We start from the raw sequence: 17913 nt of genomic DNA, 5'->3' as shown, positions 1-17913 counted from the left end.
TCTCAGTTTATTACTGCCATTCTATCCGTTAGATAAGTCATTATTATGTCAAAATATGCCACAACAGCTTCGCCTTATTCTCATCAACCACAAAGCCTGCAAAAGAAAAGCAAGACGCTAGTAGTAGGTCTAACCGGGGGCATCGGTAGTGGTAAATCTGCCGCCAGTGATTGGTTCGCTGAGCAAGGCATTGATATTATTGATGCCGATGTCATTGCCCATCAAGTCGTTGCCAAAGGCAGCGCAACGCTACGCAAAATCCAGAAGAAGTTTGGTGATTGGGTAGTGAATGAAAAAGGAGATATGGATCGGGCAGCGGTAAGAACGCATGTTTTTACTTATCCAGAAGCACTGATTGAGCTAGAAGCGATTACCCATCCAGCGATACGTGAGGCGGCAAAACTACAGCTGGCCGAAAGCACCTCACCTTATGTGGTGTTGTCAGCGCCACTACTCATCGAAGCGGCGGAAGCAGGGCTGGCCAATTTATGCCAGCGTATTTTGGTCATGGATGCGGCGGTGGACACCCAGCTGACCCGTGCCAGCCAGCGAGATGAACAAAGCGTACAAAAGATTAAAGCCATCATGGTCAATCAGCTAAGCCGCGAAGAGCGGAATCAGCACGCTGATGATGTCGTACTTAATGATGGTAATTTGGCTGATCTCTACCTAAAATTAGAGCCACTACATCAGAGCTATCTTACGCTTGCCCAGCAGCTAAAGTACGCTGCCGATTAACTTCATATAGCGCCATGCCCGTGGCAACGCTTACATTTAAGCTTTGTAAGTTGCCATGCTCATTGCCTGACATCGGAATATAAACCAGCTCATCACAGCTCTCCGTCGTCAGGCGGCGCATGCCCTCTCCTTCTGACCCCATAATAATAGCTGTTTTACCTGTCAAGTCTGCCTCATGTATCGGCTTCGCCTCTGCATTGAGTGCTGTACCGAATACAAAGACGCCGGCATTTTTGATTTGCGTCAGCGTGCGTGCCAAATTGGTAACGCTAACAATAGGCATCATCTCTGCCGCCCCTACCGACACTTTCGCAACCGTAGGCGTGAGGCTCGCCGCATGATGTTTTGGACAAACCACCGCATCAACACCCATGGCAACGGCGGTACGCAAGCACGCACCAAAGTTATGCGCATCGGTGATTTGATCCAAAACCAATAGCAGACACTGTTCACGGCCGATGATAATATCAAGCAAGCCTTCATCAGCGAAACCTAACGGTCGTGCATTCAGCACCACACCTTGATGCTGCGGGCTACCACACAGTTGCGTGAGCTTGTCTTTTTGCGTCGGTTGAATGCTGATGCCATTATCTGCTGCCTGCGCCATAATCGCTTTGACATGACTGTCGCTCTCGCGCCCTTGCTGTACAAACAAGCTAAGGCCATCAAGAGGACGATGTTCGAGTAACGCATCAATAGCATGAATGCCATAGAAGTAAATGGGTTTTGCCATAACAGGACTGCCGGTTATAAAATGAATATCGCGGTATGCGATAGAAAGAAGAAATATGCTTATAATTGTAGCAACTAATCAATGGCTTAAACGAAATAATGTCACCAAAAAAAAGAAATAAACCTTATCGCAAGATTTATTTCTTTTTTAGTACTTAGTTTTAGGCATCATAAACTGTCTTTTAACACCTTTAACTGGTCATACTATCAACCTTCTAAATGACAGATATATTGGACAATTTCCTCTGTGCGTAAGTTGAAGCCACTGTTGCCTTCAACGACAAATGATTGTCCCGCACGATAGTAGCTGAACTCTTCATCACCATTTATTTTGACTTCACACTCGCCACTGATGATTTCGATACGCTCGGAGGTATTAGTGCTAAAGTGATAATGCTCGACCAAATTGTCGCAAGGTAAGATCACACCTAATGTTTTATGCCGACCATCCTCGAACATGATGGTATGGCTTGAGCAACGACCATCATACGATATCGTGGCTTGGGCATTGACTGTCACACTGGTAAATTGCGCCGCTGTCATAGTGGCTTCCTTATCAAATAATTATTGCCAAACTAAAAAATAAGTAACGTATTGAACTGCTTACTCTACCTAGGTCGTACTACGCATTGTGCGTTACAGTAAAAATACGCGATGGTGCATAATGGTTAAAAATCTAGTGGTAAGAGTTTATCATTATGTGAGATTATGCTACCACATTATATCTATAAAGTTTGTTACAGCACCAATGAAAATTTTGTTGGGCTTTTAGGCTGAATAATTCTTAACCATTCGTTCTGTAGCTATCGGCTGATGCCTATAGTGTATATACGTTGCGCGCTATTATTGTGAATGCTCTTTTATGATAACAACTTATTATGACAGTCGCTCTTTATCACGCTTATGATAGCTATTAATATGATTATTAAGACGGTTAATTGCTTTTTTATCATAGGCTTATTGAAATTTTATGATAGTCTTTCCTAGTCAGTTCGCAGTATTTGACGACTTTAAAATTTGTATTTAACAGCGTTTGACAGCATACTATTTACCAATAGCTATTGTCTATTTAGTACTATTACCCCAACCGTTTTACTTCTTTATTTACCCTATTTTAGATATGACCTTTCATGATTTTATGTGAGATTGATTGTCTGTCATGAGAGGCGTTGATGCTCGTATCATTAACTTTACATCAGTTTGCATTGATTGCTCAGCATGAGCTGAGTATGGCTGAAGGCTTTAATGTCATTACTGGTGAGACAGGGGCTGGCAAGTCACTATTACTAGATGCTCTCTCCTTATGTGTAGGCGAGCGTGCCGATAGTGCGATGGTCAGACATGGCGCTGCCCATGCCGATATTTATGCGCAGTTTGATGTGGAGAATAATAGTGTCGTTACCGAATGGTTTGCCAAAAATGACCGAGCGCTAGAAGAACCAGAAGTATTAATCCGTCGTCAACTGAGTAATACAGGACGATCCAAAGCGTGGTTAAATGGCACGCCAGTCAGTTTGGCGGAGCTAAAAAGCCTAGGTACATTACTGGTTAATATTCATAGCCAACATGCCCAGCAAGCCTTACTGAAGCCTCAGTTTGTGGTGCAATGGCTCGATGAGATGGCACAAATAACTCCACTTGCTATGCAAACAGCTGGCAGTTATCAAACTTATCAGCAGCTCAAACGACGCGCTGATGAGATGGCAAGTCGGGAAGCTCAACGTCAAGACCGTATTCAACTGCTGCAAAATCAGTTGTCTGATATTGCACCGTTACTGGCGGTTGATTATGCGGAGGTCGAAGCGGAGCACGAAGAATTGTCTAATATCGAAGCATTAATGCAAGAGGCCAGTCAGGGTTTGCATTTGCTCGATAATGATACCGATGAGCCTGATGTCATGACCTTATTAGGACAGGCAATCAAACTCTGTGATCATCAGTTGGGCGTTAGCCAAACCTTTGAGCAAGCCTCCGAACAGCTACATTTGGCGCAGCAGCAAATCACTGAGGTAACCGCCCTACTCTCAGATTATGCAGAGCAACAACTGCCTGACCCAGAGCGCTTGCAAGCATTAGACAATTTAATCAGTCTTGGACACCGCTTGTCACGTAAGCATAGCTTGCCAGCGAGCGACTTAATCGATGAGGCCAAAGGCTGGGAAGCGCAATTAGAGCAACTGGAAAACGAACCAAGCAGTGATGCCATGGCAGCGCAAATTGAACAAGCATGGCAAGAGTATCTGACGCTAGCAACCCAACTAAATAAAGAAAGAACAAAAGCGGCACCAACTGTCAGTAAGCAGCTGATTAAGCAATTAAAACCGCTTGCCCTGCCCAACGCCCGCTGCGATTTTGTCTTTACTAAGAAGACCGATCCAAGCCAATATAGTGCGCAAGGCTGCTATGATATTGATTTATTGTTTAGTGCCAACGTTGGTATGCCGATGCAGCCGCTACATAAGATTGCCTCAGGCGGTGAGCTGTCGCGGATGGCGCTGGTCATGCAAGTATTGCAAGCGACCAATGCCGATAATAATGCCGCTAAGCCAATGTTGGTATTTGATGAAGTCGATGTTGGTATCAGTGGCGGCACCGCACAAGTGGTCGGTGAGCTCTTACGCGAGCTTGGGCAGACGCAGCAACTACTTGCCATTACCCATCAGGCGCAAGTCGCAGCGCAAGCGCATCAGCATATCTTGGTACAAAAACACCATGACGAACAGACTGAAAGTGAGCTGTTAATATTGACTGACAGCGCGCAAGTCGATGAGTTGGCTCGTATGTCGGGCGGTGTGACCATCACTGACGTCACCCGTGATCATGCCCGTAGTCTATTGTCTGATGTAAAATATAGTCAGTGAAAAGTCATATCGATACATCGCGCACTGCTGATATCAATTTTTCTTGCTTACTGTGCCTACGCAGACAGAGGCTGCAAAAAATTGATATCAGCAATACCATAGCGTTTTTAGGATATTTTGATTATAAGTATCCATCATTTATAAAAAGATAACTGCTGGCTAACGTATGGCGATTGTTGGCCTCGGTTGATTTCCCCCTCATTATCACCATATAGTGGTGTGTCTTCTCTATTATTTCACCTTTATTATTAGGTTGCGTTTGTTGCTATGTCTAAAGCCAATTTGACCCATCATTTCTTAATCGCGGCACCCGAGCTGTCAGACCCACGGTTTGAGCAGGCGCTGATTTATATCTGTCGTCATGACAAACATGGCGCCCTCGGTCTGATGGTCAATCGTCCATTAGAGCAGTCGCGCGTGGGCAAACTACTAGAGGATTTAGACATTGAAGTCACCGATCCGCAAGTGATGGAAGATGTGGCATTAGAAGGTGGTCCAATGTATCCCGAGGTCGGCTTTGTCCTGCATACAGGTCAACCAGAATGGGCATCGTCTTTTGCCATCTCAGAAAACGTCTGTATCACTACCAGTCAAGATATCTTGAAGCGTATCGCCGCCGGTCAAGGCGTTGGTCATTATCAGCTGTGCTTAGGTCATGCCAGCTGGGGCAAAAAACAACTCGACCAAGAGCTTGCTAGTGGCGACTGGCTCGTCTGTCCTGCTGATCTGAATTTATTGTTTAATACGCCATTTGAAGAACGCTGGCAAATCGCTGCCGATAAGATTGGGGTTAATTTTGACTATTTAAGTAGCGATATTGGTCACGCTTGAGTCAGAAGCTCAATAAGTATGAAAATAGGAAGTATGCATAATGATGGTAGAGTCTGAAACTAGCACTGAAATCGAAACTGCCGATACGACTATGGTGGAACCAGTTATTAAGCCGCATCTTATTTTGGCGCTTGATTATGGCGTCAAAAAAATGGGCATGGCGCTAGGTAACACTATCACCGAAACCGCGCGTGCTTTTGATATCTTAGCGATGAATAATGGCCAGCCTGATTGGGATAATCTACTGGGTATTATCAAGGTATGGGGCGTGACAAAAGTGGTGGTGGGGTTGCCGCTTAATATGGATGGTAGCAGCTCAATGCTGTCGAAGCGCGCGCACAAATTTGCCCGTCGCCTAGCGCATCGAGTCATGGAACAGCACCTGCCAGTTGTAGTAAGCCTCTGCGATGAACGCCTAACTTCAGTGGCGGCGCGTGAGATCGCGTGGGATAATGGCTGGATTAAGCATGAGCGCGACCCCATCGATGACATCTCTGCTTGTATCCTGATGTCGACTTATTTTGCTGATCCCAGTAGCAGTATCGCCATCGATGCCATCAAAGCAGACTAAATTAGCGACTAGCTTGCTGTTACAATAGCGCTAATTTTTGACATATCGTCACTCTACACGGATAAATGCCTGATTATTATGACCACTGTTTCAGACCAGTCTCTGCAAAACAAATCGCAACATGGCTTTGCGCCGCTTGCGATTGCTCGTATCAAAGGCGCTCAGCGAGCGAATCAAATAGCGATTTATCTTATTTATGCCGCTATCTTCGCCTTTATGGTCTTTGGTACCATTGCCAGTATCAAAGCCTTTCATGACAATCAGCTGCTTTATCAACTCTTCTATAACTTGCCCTACGTTTTAGTGGCGTTGACCATTCCCATTACCATTTACGATGCGTTGGTTATTTATCGTTATCGCTTAAACCAACCGTCGATGATTGCCATGAGTATTGGCGTATCCACGGTGATATTACTTGGCGGGCTATTATTTGCCGATACCGCTTGGTTAGGGCTGTCCTGCTGGCTTGGCGTGGCATTTTTGTTTAAGGTGAGCTTTAAGCGTTTTTTTAACTTTTTAGACGCTGAGGAAGCCGAAATCGCCGAAGAAGTGTAAAACAGCTGAACAGAAAATAACACTAAGCAATAGCTAGCAAAGAACTTTTTTAACCATACTTTATTAATTTAAAACGACGACTATGACTACTTCAATATCTGATAGCACGATTCAACATTATCTAGATACCCAAGGGCTTATTTGCCCTGAGCCAGTGATGATGCTGCATCGAATCATTCGTAAAGCCGAAGCCGGCGCGGTGATTGAGATACTCGCCACTGACCCTGCAACCACTCGCGATATTCCTAATTTTTGCCGTCATTTAGGGCATGAGCTTGTCCAGCAAGAAACCCTTGCTGAAAATGTACCTTTAAATGTCGATTCTGATGAAATCACAGTTGCTGACGATAATAACGCGCCTATCAGCGCCACGCTTTATCGTTATTTGGTGAAGAAAAAGAGCGCTTGAAAGCTTGAACGCATGCGGTTGACCTTGCACTAATAATTTAAGAGCATCAAAAACACAAAGATATCTTTGCTTTGTACAAAACATATCATTCACAAATTAAAGGTAGATAACGTGTTAGCAACCCAACAGCAGTACGTACAGTGGCACGAAAATGGCAATGAAACCTTACGTCGTGCCCGCTGGTTATCGGAGAGCAATCATGCAGCGCCTGCGCGTATTGTATTGGTCGATGACAAAACAACCGCTGATGAGGCGTACCGCTTGGCTTGCGAAGGCACGTCACTGCTGTGGCGCGGTGACTTTCATAATGCCAAGCAATTGCTACAAGCGCTCAACCGACGTATCGAGCGTACCAATGAGCGCTCTGAGCAGCGCAAAATAAAGAAAGCGGCTAATAAATCTGCTAAGTCTAACGCAGAGTCTGATTCGGTCAACTCTAAAGAACTACCTAACTTGTTTTATCAACAACGGCAAATGCAAGCACAGCGTGCGCGTATATTAAGTCGCTTGCTACTAGAGCTTGATGCCAATTATGTCAGCCATCTGCGTCGCGCCCCTGATGTCAGCGCGGCCTGTACAGCAGCTTTTGGCCAGTTAGACAACGCGGCTGATGAATCATGTGTACTTTCATTTCGTGACTTGCAAGGGGCGTTAGGTGCAGCGCAGTGGCGCGAAAAAGGCGTGCCAGTTGAAAGCTTAAGTCTATCGATTTACCCGCATTATGGCGTTTTTGCACCAACCCGCCATGAGTATGTGCAGCTACTGCTCGATGCGACGCTGCCGACCATTCATGAGATCGCTTATGACATCGGCACAGGCACAGGCTTGCTTGCCATTATCTTAGCGCAGCGCGGTGTAAATCATGTGATTGCCACCGATTTAAATCCACGGGCTTTAGCCTGCGCTAGCGAAAATTTTACGCGATTAAAACTCACTAACGTACAGTTGCAGCAAGCTGATTTGTATCCGACTGATGCGCCACTCGCTAATTTAATTGTCTGTAATCCGCCTTGGTTACCTGCCAAGCCTAGCTCGCCTTTAGAGTACGCTGTTTATGATGCCAATAGCACCATGCTGCGTGGGTTTTTGCAGAGCGCGAAAACTCATTTAGCTGAGCAAGGAGAAGTCTGGTTAATTCTGTCAGATTTGGCTGAGCATTTGCAGCTGCGTACTCGTGAGGAATTATTAGGTTGGTTTGCAGATAGCGATTTAAAAGTAAAATACCGCCTCGATACAAAACCTAAGCATGGTCGCAGCCAAGATGATACTGATCCTCTCTATGCGGCGCGTAGTGCGGAAATTACCTCATTATGGTGTTTAGTACCTGCCTAATCTTTAATAATTGATAATTAATCATTGAGTATCAAATTATGAGCCGCGACCGTGCTGTACAACAGCGCCAACCTAAAGCGCTAGCCGTTGATGATGAACCTACTTATATCACCGAGTTTCGTCAAGCGATGCTGGCTCGTGGTCTAGCCACGCGGACGCGTAATGCCTATGTGCGCGACCTGCGCTCTTGCGAGCTGACCAATCCTATCGCTCTAACACGCTGGCAACCCGACGATGTGCTGCACTGCTTATCAACGCTTACCCAAGACGGCAAAACGCCACGTACTCAAGCGCGTATGCTCTCAAGCTTGCGTCAGTTTTATCTATGGATGATTGCTAGCAACCTGCGTGAAGACAACCCTTGTGAGCGTATTAAAAGTCCAAAGCTTGGGCGTCCATTACCAAAGGATTTGAGCGAGGGCGATGTTGATAATCTCCTAGCATCTCCTGATACCAGCACGGCGCTCGGACTGCGTGATAAAGCCATGCTAGAAGTGCTCTATGCCTGCGGTCTACGGGTCAGTGAGTTGATTAATCTGTCACTGGAACAAGTGAATCTAAATTCAGGCTGGCTACAAATCACCGGTAAAGGTAATAAAACCCGATTGGTTCCATTAGGTGAATATGCAGCGGATGCGCTGGAAGATTATCTAACGCATGCTCGTGGTGATTTGATTGCTCACCTGAAATCGGGGAATTGCCAAGCGGTGTTTTTGACCGCACAAGGCGGCTATATGACGCGGCAGAACTTTTGGTATTTATTAAAGAAGTACGCCAAAATTGCCAGTATAGATAAAGAGCTATCGCCGCATACCCTACGCCACGCTTTCGCCACGCATTTGCTAAATCATGGTGCGGACTTGCGTAGCGTACAGTTGTTGCTTGGGCATAGTGACTTATCTACCACGCAGATTTATACCCATGTGGCGACGGCGAGATTGCAGAAGCTGCATGCGGAGCATCATCCGAGAGGTTAAAGTTTCAAATAAAAAATTATTTTTAATAGTTATTAATTTTATATGGAATAAAACATGAAGGAAAAAGTAAGCGGTAGTACGAAACTCAATCATTTGAATCCATTTTGGCTACACTATTTATCCTTAGAAAAGTCTCTCATAGAAATAAGTGATTACGTTGCTATAACTCAATCGAATTTTCATACTTACTCACTTAAAAACATGCAGTTGTATTTCGCTATCTGTGTTGAAACAGAGAGCGTCTTTGAGCAAATATATAAATTTATTAATAAAGGTAAGTCTAAAAGCTCTAGTATTAGTAGAAATATGGATATGTTATTTGACCACTTTCCCGAGGTGAGAAATACTGCTGTTACTTTAAATATCACTGGTGAAAGTCTGCTGTTTAAGCCTTTTGAAAATATGTTTTATAATCATGAAATAGAAATAGAAGAAAAAAGTAAGAAAACAGGGGAAGTAAAAATGGATGAAGATGTTCAATCTATGAAAAATCGTGAAAGATTGAGCAGTTGGTGGCGCGAATATAACGGTGTAAAGCATCAAAGATACGAAAAATTTAACCAAGCTAATTTAGGAAATTTACTTGAAGCATTTGCAGCTTTACATGTTTTAAACATCCTTCTACCTCTCAACGTTAATATGGAGGCTATAGCTGATTACGATTCTACCTTTATTATCGTGCCTGTTGAACTACAACCTCCAATGTTCAGAACTGTGAATTATAGTCTAGAAATGATGTCAGATGGCATACGTTGCTATATTTGCCATATTAGTAATAAAAGTTTTAATTAAGTATTATCTTATCTGTGGCTCGATAGGCACACCCTAATCCTCTTCAAATTTCGTAATCATACAACGCTTTGACTTGCGGTGCGGTTTAACCTGAGCGAGGAAATAACGAAGTACTGCTTCGTCCGAGCTCAAGGGAATTCGCATTTTCGCAAATTCGGTAGCGGTATCCCGACGCAAGAGCAACAGCGCTAGACACAATAAGCTTTTTAATGATAAATACTTACGTTGATAATAGGTTTATCTGGTTTGTCTATTTTGAAAAATCAGAGGATAATTCCAAGCAATATCATAATTAATGAGAAGTTACATTATGCTCATCAATGCAGATTTCTCCTGCCGTGCTGCCTTAGCAGCTGAACACTATCAATGGGTTCAGTCACCACAAAACGGCGTCGAGCGCGTGATGCTTGACCGCGTTGGTGCTGAAAAAGCGCGTGCGACCAGTATCGTACGCTATGCCCCTGAGTCAAATTTTCCGCATCACCTGCACCCAGGTGGCGAGGAGATTTTGGTACTATCAGGCACTTTTTCAGCTGATAACAACCATTATCCTGCTGGTTGGTATTTACGCAACCCACCGACCTCAGGGCACCAGCCTTATAGTCATGAAGGTGCTATTATTTTTGTTAAACTTTGGCAGATGACAGTCGACGAGACTGAGCATGTCGCTATCAATACCAACGATGCAGCTAACTGGCAAGCACAAGGCGGTCGTGAGATTTGTCATTTATACTCAGATATAAGAGAAGAAGTGAGCTTGCAACGTATCAATGTAGGTGAGGTATTGTTTGCAGATGCCATCGCAGGAGGTGCTGAGATATTGGTGCTAGAGGGTACGCTGATAGACGCTGGACAAACCTATCAGAGCGGTGGTTGGATACGTCTGCCCGTCGATGCGACATCGCAAATAACAGCAGGAGCAAATGGCGCCACGGTGTATCTAAAAACTGGACATTTATCACAAATCATTGGGATTGATGCTCAATGAGCCGTAGGGTGCGCCTCGCGCACCGATGTTTGATATTATCTTGATTAAGGTGCGCATGGCACAGCCTACCTATAATAACTTGTTATCTCAACAACAATCTAAACCTGAATCAAACTAGGTTTTTTAGCCGTGACTGTCGCGGTATCCTGTGCATCTGAGCGGGCTGCGTCACTTGGCTGAGGGTAGTATCGCTGAGCAGGAATACCATCAGCCAATAGTGACCGCCCCGCTCGGAGGTACAGATACAAGCAGAAGGCGCGATCAGCTCCCATCACAACTTTTGCAATAACGACTTCCCACAATATAATTCTATCAATCGATAGCTGCAAACCTGCCCTTTTGTCGTTACAATAGCCTCAATAAAGCGCGTCATGATTGGCAAGTTGTCTGATTGAGCAGCGCACCTCCATTTTATTTATCCAATATCCGAGAATCCTATGAGTCATAAACCCTCTGCTGAATTATTGAAAAATGCTCGACACTGGCGCGAAGATATTAACTTTCGCCAAGATGTGCTGGGCAAGCCGTTTGATTTTGCGACGACGTGGGGTATTTTTTCACCGCAAAAGCTCGATGATGGTAGCTTGATGCTGCTTGATTATGTGGACTTTGAAGCGGATGATGATTCGATCGATTTGGGCTGTGGCTATGGCGTGCTTGGCATGACGGCGGCGCGTGAATGTCCGAATGGTCTGCATACGTTGATTGATAAAGACTTTATGGCAGTAGAATATGCCCGCCTTAATTGTGAGAAGAATGGTCTAAAAAATGTCGATGTGCATTTATCGAACGGCTTTAACCATGTGGCAAAGGACAAAGACTTTAGCTTGGTGATGTCGAACTTACCAGCGAAGGTAGGTAAAGAGCAGCATTATCTATATTTCCTCGATGCCTATGCACGCATGCGTCAAGGTGGACGTTTTTATGTGGTGACAATCAATGGTTTGCGCCAATTCGTGAAGCGTTCGTTTACCGAAGTATTTGGCAATAGCGACAAGGTCAAGCAAGGTAAGACCTATACGATTACCATGGCGACCAAAGATTAACTGCCAGAGTAAAACAAACAAAAATCCCGCTAGCATGATGATGTGTTAGCGGGATTTTTTATGGCTAAATTCTTAGAACTGTATTTTTGACGTTATATTTTTAAAATTACATTTGTAGGATTACATTTGCCGCTTAAGTAAATACCCACCTAATGCCGCACTGGCGATAATTGGTAATATCACCATCACTAATGGCGAAAACCCAGTGGCTAGTGAGATAAAGCCAACCAAATCCTGAAGGTAACTAAACAGCAAACCAAATAATAATGCCACGACGATACGCAAGCCCAAGCTATGGGTGCGTAGCGAGCCAAAGACGAATGAACAAGCGACAATCACCAGCGACAATATCGACAGCGGTGACAGCAGCTTTTGCCAAAATGCCAGCTCATGATTCAAAGAACGTTGGCCTTGTTGGCGCATAAACTGGCGGTGATCGTAAAGCTGAGTCAGCGATAAATCTTCGGCATCACGGGTCAATAAATAGACCGATTCGGGAGCGAAAGGCAGGCTTAAGGTATCCGACGGCGAGGTGGCTTGGCTACTCTCAAAGCCTTGATTGATACTGAGCTTGGTCATGTTGTTGAGCTGCCACTCATAGCGATATTGCTCGCTGGGCTTGTCGCTGGCGGTATTCGTACTTATCGGCTCTCGGCCCGTATATTGTCCGCCCTCAGCATGGACAGCCGTTTGTAAGTTGCCATTATTGTCCAAATGCCAACGCTTAACGGTGCCAATATTCCCTTCTACATCAGCATAATCAATATACAGAATATCACTGCCATCTGGCTTTGTATTACCAGTCCCCGAACTCTCAAAGCGTGGCTGCACCGTCCAATAACCACGTACCGAGGTAATCAATGAGCTGTTGTCTTCATCGTTAATTTCTTGCGCCAATTGGTTGGAATGCGGCAAGACAAACTGGTTGATGAGCAATGCAAGTAACACAAAAATCAAAGCGGGCTGCAATACCCAGCCAACGATACGATAGACGCTGACCCCAGCGGCACGCATGACGACCAGCTCACTTTTATTCGCCAGCAACCCTAGTCCAACGACCGCACCGAGTAGAGCGCCAGTCGGTATAAACTCTTCTAAAAAGTAAGGCGAGCGATAAAAGATATACTTAATCGCCTCGCCCATTGTATAGCTCTCGTCTAGCGAATCTAGCTCTGACAAATAAGAAAAAATAATTTGTAGCGCCCACAAACCGATGACTGCGCCGATAATTGCCAACAAGGCATTCAATTTTACGTAACGGCTAAGCACGGTTAAGGTATCAGGCTTTTTGGCGAGTTGAGCTGTAAAGTTTGGTGAGCGAGATGCCTGAGATTTAGAAAATAAAGAGCGCATTAAGACTGCCCTCCTTGTGAGCCATTGCTTTGAGTGTCAATCAGCGCGACCGGCGCATGGTTTTTTAGCCGAAAGCGCAGACGATGCTGCACCCGACTGCCCCAGTTCATATAGAGCGCCAGTGCCATAAATCCTAGGATGAGCCAAGTATAAGCCCAGACGCTAACCGTGCCTTTGCTCACTGCACTCTTTAGCGAGATAATACCTAAAGCACAGCTGACGAATAACAAGATGGCAGGAAACAAACGCAGCCAACGTCCTTGACGCGGACGTACTTGCGCCAGTGGGACGGCGAGCATTGGAGCGATAATCATCAGCCACGGCAGAGCAAAACGGTAGCCAAGCTCACTTTGTGCTGCACGCAGCGCACTCTCACCACCGAGTTGAGCACTGCCGCTTGCCGCTTGCCATAAGGGGCCAATTGCTTGGGTTTCGATATTGTCTTCGGTGATGACTTCTTGTGCCGATTCCGTCAAGGTAATGCGGTAGCGATCAAAGCCGACTTGGTTATACTTGAGACTGCCCGCGCCGACTTCGTAACGCCGACCTTGGAATAAATCCAATTGGGTCACACCCTTGTCGCCCGTCTGCACTTGTTCGGCTCTTTTGGCCAAAGTAATGGTGTCTTTAGTGATATTTTTATTGCTTTTGCTTATCAGCGCTTGCGGCACATCTGGAATGTCTAGTTGTTCTGCGGTGGCAGGATCAATCTTATTATCAACATCCATCGCGGCGGCTTTTTTGCTGCTGCCTTTTGCTTCTGGCTCAGACTGAATGAGTATCACATCTTGCAGCTGTTTTTTATCGTCGCTAAGACTGCCGACATACAGATGATAATTGCCACTACTGATAAACTCATTGGGGCGAATCAAATCAAAGGCGCTGGTAAAGGCCTGCTGCTGCCACACCGCCTCAGATGAGCGCACACCCCACGGCTTACCGACCACTGACAATGCTGCCTCACCAACGAATAAGGCCAATATTAATGGCGTCATCAGCCGAGCCAGCTTACCACGCGAGACACCACTGGCATTGATAACTGCCATTTCTTGATCGACATATAAACGCCCAAACACTAGCATTAAGGCGATAAAAAATGCCAACGGTAAGATCAGCTCTAAAAAGTACGGTAAGTTATAACCAATAATGGTAAATAATAAGCTGACGTCCAGATTACCTTCAGCCGCAATACCAAAGTAACGTATCAGGCGACCGCCAAGCATCATCACCACCAAAAACCCCAATACCAAAGCGGTGGTTGAGGCAACTTGTTGGGTCATGTAGCGGCGTAATATCACAATAGGTACTCTTTAATAATAAATATGCGGACGATGTATCGCGTGCTGGGTAACAGAGGCAAGCGTAATAGGAGGCGCTACCAACGTAAGGCGACCCCAATATATAAGCAAACCAACACTTAAATAAATATAAACGTAACGGTACCACTTATAAGTCAGAACCTATCAATATAAGCGATAAAGATAACCGCTAATGCTAGCATATTTTGATAAAAAATGGCTGTGAAATGTGTGCTAAAAAATCACCCAACCCTTACTGGCGACACGTGGTTCATCATTAATAGATATTGATAAACATTGGTAGACGTTGCCAATAGCCAATGAGCCGTATCCAGCAGTCAATAAACACAAAAGATCAAGACTTCTCTGGACGCGGGCTTACGTCAGTTTAATTAAACGGTATTTTTATTTTTGGAAAGGTTTGTTTGTCATTCGTATCAAGTCGCCAATATGAGCAAGATTAATTGCTAGACTGATTGATTGTCAAAACTCACACATGTATCACACCCATTGGAGCATAAATATAATGTCTACTCCCTCTACCCTACTTGAGCTGGCTGGCGGTCAATTTGATACCCTTGATTGGTCAAATTGCGCAGTCGTCTTTATTGATTATCAGAACGAATATGTTGATGGCGCTATGCCGTTAGGTCAGGCGGGCAGCAAGGCGCTTGCAAATGCGCAGCGATTGCTTGATAAAGCTCGTAAGCAAGACATCCCTATCTTTCATATCGCTCACCATGGCGAAGACAATGGCAAGGTCTTTGACCCGTTATCCACCAACGTCGAGATCGTTGACGGTCTAAAACCGCTAGACGGTGAAAAAATTATTACCAAAAAGCATCCTAATGCCTTTTATGATACTCAGCTACAGGCGCTTATCTCTGCTAGCGGTAAGCAGCAGGTGATTTTTGCGGGCTTTATGAGCCATATGTGTGTCAGCTCTAGCGTCAGAGCGGCATTTGATCTAGGCTTTGATAATTTTGTTTGTCATGATGCTTGTGCCACGCGCGCGCTGCCTGATTATAAAAGAGAGACAATCAGCGCGGAAGTGATGCATGATACGGCTATGGCAGCGCTGCAAGATAGATTTGCAGCCTTGGTAACGACTGACGATTTGGTTAACCATTAATTCTATTAATGACTGACCAATAGATCAGATAAGTAGCAAACCGCTAAGTTACAGTATAGTGAGAGCACTATTTACATTGCTTTTTTACCCTGTCTAATCGTCATACTAGCAATAGCATGACGATTGCCTACATCCGATTCAGTGTCAATTATTGATGACGGCGTAGTCGAATATTCTATATGCCCTAGTAAGATAGTGCAGCAAAAAAATAAGAAAACATTACCTAACCCTTGCCAACTGCGCAGCAATTAGCTGATATGCTACACTACAATAATAATCAATGGGCTAATCCGTTTCATCGCGGACAACAACAGCCTAACTGACGTTCGTTATTTTGATTGACCAGTTTTTTGCATAAGGTCAATATAAGATCAATGACGAAAAGTCATCATTGACAATTTTATTTTAAAAATAGTGATGTGCTATGAAAGTAGCAAAATGCCGATATTGTCTTCATCACTTATTTGTATAGTCGGTTCACTATAATTTAGATACAAGGAAGGCGAGTGAAAGTACTACAAATAGTAGACTGAGCGAGCCTAACGTCGTAGCTGATTTATAGAGGATTGACTATACTTCTAAATTTATAACTCTAATAAGGATAACTATATGAATATTAAATTATCTCAGCACCTACCAAAAACTCATACTCAAAAAATTCTAAAAAAAGAAGCCAAAAGCAAAGACGAAGCCTGTTTGGTAGTCTTAGTGGATGATAAAAAGAACATCCTTGCTGAATCAGTGTTGGCAGACTATAGCGCTCGTATTGAGCAATTGATTGAAGTCTCTCACTTCAACGGTAAAGTTGGTGAAACGGTTGTCGACTATGCCTTAGCGGGTGATAAAAAAACCACCAAGCAAAACCCTGTCCAGCTATTGTTGGTCGGTGTCGGTAACGTTGATAAACTCAACAATACCATCCTGCAAAAAATCACCAAAACCATCTATAGCAGCACACAAAAACGGGTAGCCTCTATTACTGTTGCTTTAGGTGACGCGCTAGAAGAAAACCAGTTTGGTCAATTCGCGCTTAACTTGTTGGCAGCGACTTATCGTTTTGATAAATATAAATCTGAGCAAAGTACCCCAGAATTAACCGATATCTATTTAGTTGCTGATGAATCACTACAGCCAGCATTGGACTTTGCTCAGTCAGTTTTTGCCGGTCAAAGTTTGACTCGCGACGTGGCTAACGAACCCGGCAATATCTGCTTCCCTGCCTATATGGCAGAGCAAGCAGAAGCGTTGGCAAAAACCTATCCTGACTTATTAAAAGTTACGGTATTGGGTGAAGAAGAGATGTCAGCGCTAGGCATGGGTTGCTTCTTAGCTGTGGCACAAGGCTCTGCTAAAGAAGGTAAGCTGGTCATAATGGAATACTATGGCAAGTCAAAATTCAGCGCCAACACTGGTAAATCTACCCTTAGCAGCGCAAAAGTAACGGGCGGTCTCAAAGCTTTGGCGGATAAACTACCAACCAAAGCGGCTAACAAAAAAGCCGCTAAAAACAACGATGACATGCAAGCTGCCAATGATGACGCACCTATCGTATTGGTCGGTAAAGGCGTAACCTTTGACTCAGGTGGTATCTCAATCAAGCCCGGTGCGGCGATGGATGAGATGAAATTTGATATGGGTGGTTCAGCGTCGGTACTCGGTACGATTAAAGCGCTATGTGAAGCGCGTCTACCGATTAACGTTGTGGGTGCGCTCGCCTGTGCGGAAAACATGCCATCAGGTGATGCAACGCGCCCAGGTGATATCGTAAAAGCCATGAACGGCAAATCGGTTGAAATTTTAAATACCGATGCGGAAGGTCGATTAGTACTGGCAGATACTTTATGCTATGTGCAACGCTATCAGCCAAAAGCCATTATCGATGTGGCCACATTGACGGGTGCTTGTGTCGTTGCTTTAGGTCATGTACGCTCAGCTGTATTCAGTAATGATGAAGATGTCTTGTTTGATTTAGAAAATGCCAGTAACCTATCTGGTGATCTCATTTGGCATATGCCGTTGGATGATGAATATCAGTCATTAATCGACTCGCCTATCGCTGATATGCAAAACATCGGTGGTAAAGGTGCAGGTGCAGTGACTGCTGCATGCTTCTTGTCGCGCTTCGTCGAAGAAGGTCAAGCATGGGCACATCTAGACATCGCTGGCACGGCATGGAACTCGGGTAAAGATAAAGCAGCCACTGGTCGCCCTGTACCGCTATTTATGCAATACTTAAAAAACAGCGCGAATATGGTCTAATCCGTTGACGAAAACCAACTTATGAAAACTACTTTATGA

At 44.7% G+C, this 17913-nt stretch carries 18 protein-coding genes; 13 read left to right on the top strand and 5 right to left on the bottom strand.

Annotation, left to right across the window (positions count from 1 at the left end):
• The first annotated feature begins 45 nt into the window (after positions 1 to 45).
• On the top strand, positions 46 to 738 hold the full coding sequence (coaE, locus tag ACSUPM_RS00415) for a dephospho-CoA kinase (RefSeq protein WP_025652594.1): 693 nt from the start codon (positions 46 to 48) through the stop codon (positions 736 to 738).
• Here coaE and rlmB read toward each other — a convergent pair.
• Complete coding sequence (rlmB, locus tag ACSUPM_RS00410) at positions 701 to 1471, bottom strand: 23S rRNA (guanosine(2251)-2'-O)-methyltransferase RlmB (RefSeq protein ID WP_025652595.1); 771 nt, start codon at positions 1469 to 1471, stop codon at positions 701 to 703. The genes coaE and rlmB overlap by 38 nt on opposite strands.
• Positions 1472 to 1677: 206 nt before the next feature.
• Positions 1678 to 2013 carry a pyrimidine/purine nucleoside phosphorylase gene (locus tag ACSUPM_RS00405; RefSeq protein ID WP_010197725.1) on the bottom strand — a complete coding sequence of 112 codons (336 nt, stop codon included), beginning with the start codon at positions 2011 to 2013 and terminating at the stop codon, positions 1678 to 1680.
• A 629-nt stretch (positions 2014 to 2642) separates the two neighbouring features.
• Here ACSUPM_RS00405 and recN point away from each other — a divergent pair.
• From recN to ACSUPM_RS00360, 9 genes are all read left to right on the top strand, one after another.
• Positions 2643 to 4331 carry a DNA repair protein RecN gene (gene recN, locus ACSUPM_RS00400; RefSeq protein WP_436880063.1) on the top strand — a complete coding sequence of 563 codons (1689 nt, stop codon included), beginning with the start codon at positions 2643 to 2645 and terminating at the stop codon, positions 4329 to 4331.
• A gap of 267 nt (positions 4332 to 4598) precedes the next feature.
• Entirely contained in the window at positions 4599 to 5162 is a 564-nt protein-coding gene (locus tag ACSUPM_RS00395) for a YqgE/AlgH family protein (protein ID WP_025652597.1), read from the top strand.
• A 40-nt stretch (positions 5163 to 5202) separates the two neighbouring features.
• Positions 5203 to 5733 carry a Holliday junction resolvase RuvX gene (ruvX, locus tag ACSUPM_RS00390; RefSeq protein ID WP_374189988.1) on the top strand — a complete coding sequence of 177 codons (531 nt, stop codon included), beginning with the start codon at positions 5203 to 5205 and terminating at the stop codon, positions 5731 to 5733.
• Between the two features lie 78 nt (positions 5734 to 5811).
• Positions 5812 to 6288, top strand: coding sequence for a hypothetical protein (locus ACSUPM_RS00385; protein WP_025652599.1), 477 nt, complete (start codon positions 5812 to 5814; stop codon positions 6286 to 6288).
• An 82-nt stretch (positions 6289 to 6370) separates the two neighbouring features.
• On the top strand, positions 6371 to 6697 hold the full coding sequence (gene tusA / locus ACSUPM_RS00380) for a sulfurtransferase TusA (RefSeq protein WP_201582612.1): 327 nt from the start codon (positions 6371 to 6373) through the stop codon (positions 6695 to 6697).
• 111 nt (positions 6698 to 6808) lie between these two features.
• The gene (locus tag ACSUPM_RS00375) at positions 6809 to 8029 is read left to right on the top strand and encodes a methyltransferase (protein ID WP_201582613.1); all 1221 of its coding nucleotides are present in this window, start codon (positions 6809 to 6811) and stop codon (positions 8027 to 8029) included.
• A gap of 38 nt (positions 8030 to 8067) precedes the next feature.
• Positions 8068 to 9006, top strand: coding sequence for a site-specific tyrosine recombinase XerD (gene xerD / locus ACSUPM_RS00370; protein WP_037025884.1), 939 nt, complete (start codon positions 8068 to 8070; stop codon positions 9004 to 9006).
• Positions 9007 to 9060: 54 nt separating this feature from the next.
• A complete protein-coding gene (locus tag ACSUPM_RS00365) occupies positions 9061 to 9798 on the top strand; it encodes a hypothetical protein (RefSeq protein ID WP_025652603.1) in 738 nt (245 codons plus the stop codon).
• Between the two features lie 310 nt (positions 9799 to 10108).
• Positions 10109 to 10786, top strand: coding sequence for a cupin domain-containing protein (locus tag ACSUPM_RS00360; protein ID WP_025652604.1), 678 nt, complete (start codon positions 10109 to 10111; stop codon positions 10784 to 10786).
• A gap of 98 nt (positions 10787 to 10884) precedes the next feature.
• On the opposite strand, the gene ACSUPM_RS00355 is transcribed toward ACSUPM_RS00360, so the two are convergent.
• Positions 10885 to 11115 carry a hypothetical protein gene (locus ACSUPM_RS00355; RefSeq protein WP_157824035.1) on the bottom strand — a complete coding sequence of 77 codons (231 nt, stop codon included), beginning with the start codon at positions 11113 to 11115 and terminating at the stop codon, positions 10885 to 10887.
• 108 nt (positions 11116 to 11223) lie between these two features.
• Between ACSUPM_RS00355 and ACSUPM_RS00350 the strand changes: the two genes are divergently transcribed.
• Entirely contained in the window at positions 11224 to 11832 is a 609-nt protein-coding gene (locus ACSUPM_RS00350; RefSeq protein WP_101211381.1) for a class I SAM-dependent methyltransferase, read from the top strand.
• A 120-nt stretch (positions 11833 to 11952) separates the two neighbouring features.
• Here the strand turns inward: ACSUPM_RS00350 and lptG are convergent, their stop codons facing one another.
• Complete coding sequence (lptG, locus tag ACSUPM_RS00345; protein ID WP_173239005.1) at positions 11953 to 13185, bottom strand: LPS export ABC transporter permease LptG; 1233 nt, start codon at positions 13183 to 13185, stop codon at positions 11953 to 11955.
• On the bottom strand, positions 13185 to 14465 hold the full coding sequence (locus ACSUPM_RS00340; RefSeq protein ID WP_173239006.1) for an LPS export ABC transporter permease LptF: 1281 nt from the start codon (positions 14463 to 14465) through the stop codon (positions 13185 to 13187). Before ACSUPM_RS00340 ends, lptG begins: the two co-directional genes overlap by 1 nt.
• Positions 14466 to 15009: 544 nt before the next feature.
• Here ACSUPM_RS00340 and ACSUPM_RS00335 point away from each other — a divergent pair.
• Positions 15010 to 15615, top strand: coding sequence for a cysteine hydrolase family protein (locus ACSUPM_RS00335; RefSeq protein ID WP_101211378.1), 606 nt, complete (start codon positions 15010 to 15012; stop codon positions 15613 to 15615).
• Between the two features lie 609 nt (positions 15616 to 16224).
• On the top strand, positions 16225 to 17874 hold the full coding sequence (locus ACSUPM_RS00330; RefSeq protein WP_101211377.1) for a leucyl aminopeptidase: 1650 nt from the start codon (positions 16225 to 16227) through the stop codon (positions 17872 to 17874).
• Positions 17875 to 17913 lie beyond the last annotated feature (39 nt).

The sequence above is a fragment of the Psychrobacter okhotskensis genome, assembly GCF_965638355.1.
Classification (GTDB): Bacteria; Pseudomonadota; Gammaproteobacteria; order Pseudomonadales; family Moraxellaceae; genus Psychrobacter; species Psychrobacter okhotskensis.
This window is presented reverse-complemented; position numbering and strand designations above follow the sequence as displayed.

Bases quoted from the DNA above. Each gene is read 5' to 3' on its own strand.
- coaE (WP_025652594.1), top strand. From the start codon at position 46: ATGTCAAAATATGCCACAACAGCTTCGCCTTATTCTCATCAACCACAA.
- rlmB (WP_025652595.1), bottom strand. From the start codon at position 1,471: ATGGCAAAACCCATTTACTTCTATGGCATTCATGCTATTGATGCGTTA.
- ACSUPM_RS00405 (WP_010197725.1), bottom strand. From the start codon at position 2,013: ATGACAGCGGCGCAATTTACCAGTGTGACAGTCAATGCCCAAGCCACG.
- recN (WP_436880063.1), top strand. From the start codon at position 2,643: ATGCTCGTATCATTAACTTTACATCAGTTTGCATTGATTGCTCAGCAT.
- ACSUPM_RS00395 (WP_025652597.1), top strand. From the start codon at position 4,599: ATGTCTAAAGCCAATTTGACCCATCATTTCTTAATCGCGGCACCCGAG.
- ruvX (WP_374189988.1), top strand. From the start codon at position 5,203: ATGATGGTAGAGTCTGAAACTAGCACTGAAATCGAAACTGCCGATACG.
- ACSUPM_RS00385 (WP_025652599.1), top strand. From the start codon at position 5,812: ATGACCACTGTTTCAGACCAGTCTCTGCAAAACAAATCGCAACATGGC.
- tusA (WP_201582612.1), top strand. From the start codon at position 6,371: ATGACTACTTCAATATCTGATAGCACGATTCAACATTATCTAGATACC.
- xerD (WP_037025884.1), top strand. From the start codon at position 8,068: ATGAGCCGCGACCGTGCTGTACAACAGCGCCAACCTAAAGCGCTAGCC.
- ACSUPM_RS00365 (WP_025652603.1), top strand. From the start codon at position 9,061: ATGAAGGAAAAAGTAAGCGGTAGTACGAAACTCAATCATTTGAATCCA.
- ACSUPM_RS00360 (WP_025652604.1), top strand. From the start codon at position 10,109: ATGCTCATCAATGCAGATTTCTCCTGCCGTGCTGCCTTAGCAGCTGAA.
- ACSUPM_RS00350 (WP_101211381.1), top strand. From the start codon at position 11,224: ATGAGTCATAAACCCTCTGCTGAATTATTGAAAAATGCTCGACACTGG.
- lptG (WP_173239005.1), bottom strand. From the start codon at position 13,185: ATGCGCTCTTTATTTTCTAAATCTCAGGCATCTCGCTCACCAAACTTT.
- ACSUPM_RS00340 (WP_173239006.1), bottom strand. From the start codon at position 14,465: ATGACCCAACAAGTTGCCTCAACCACCGCTTTGGTATTGGGGTTTTTG.
- ACSUPM_RS00335 (WP_101211378.1), top strand. From the start codon at position 15,010: ATGTCTACTCCCTCTACCCTACTTGAGCTGGCTGGCGGTCAATTTGAT.
- ACSUPM_RS00330 (WP_101211377.1), top strand. From the start codon at position 16,225: ATGAATATTAAATTATCTCAGCACCTACCAAAAACTCATACTCAAAAA.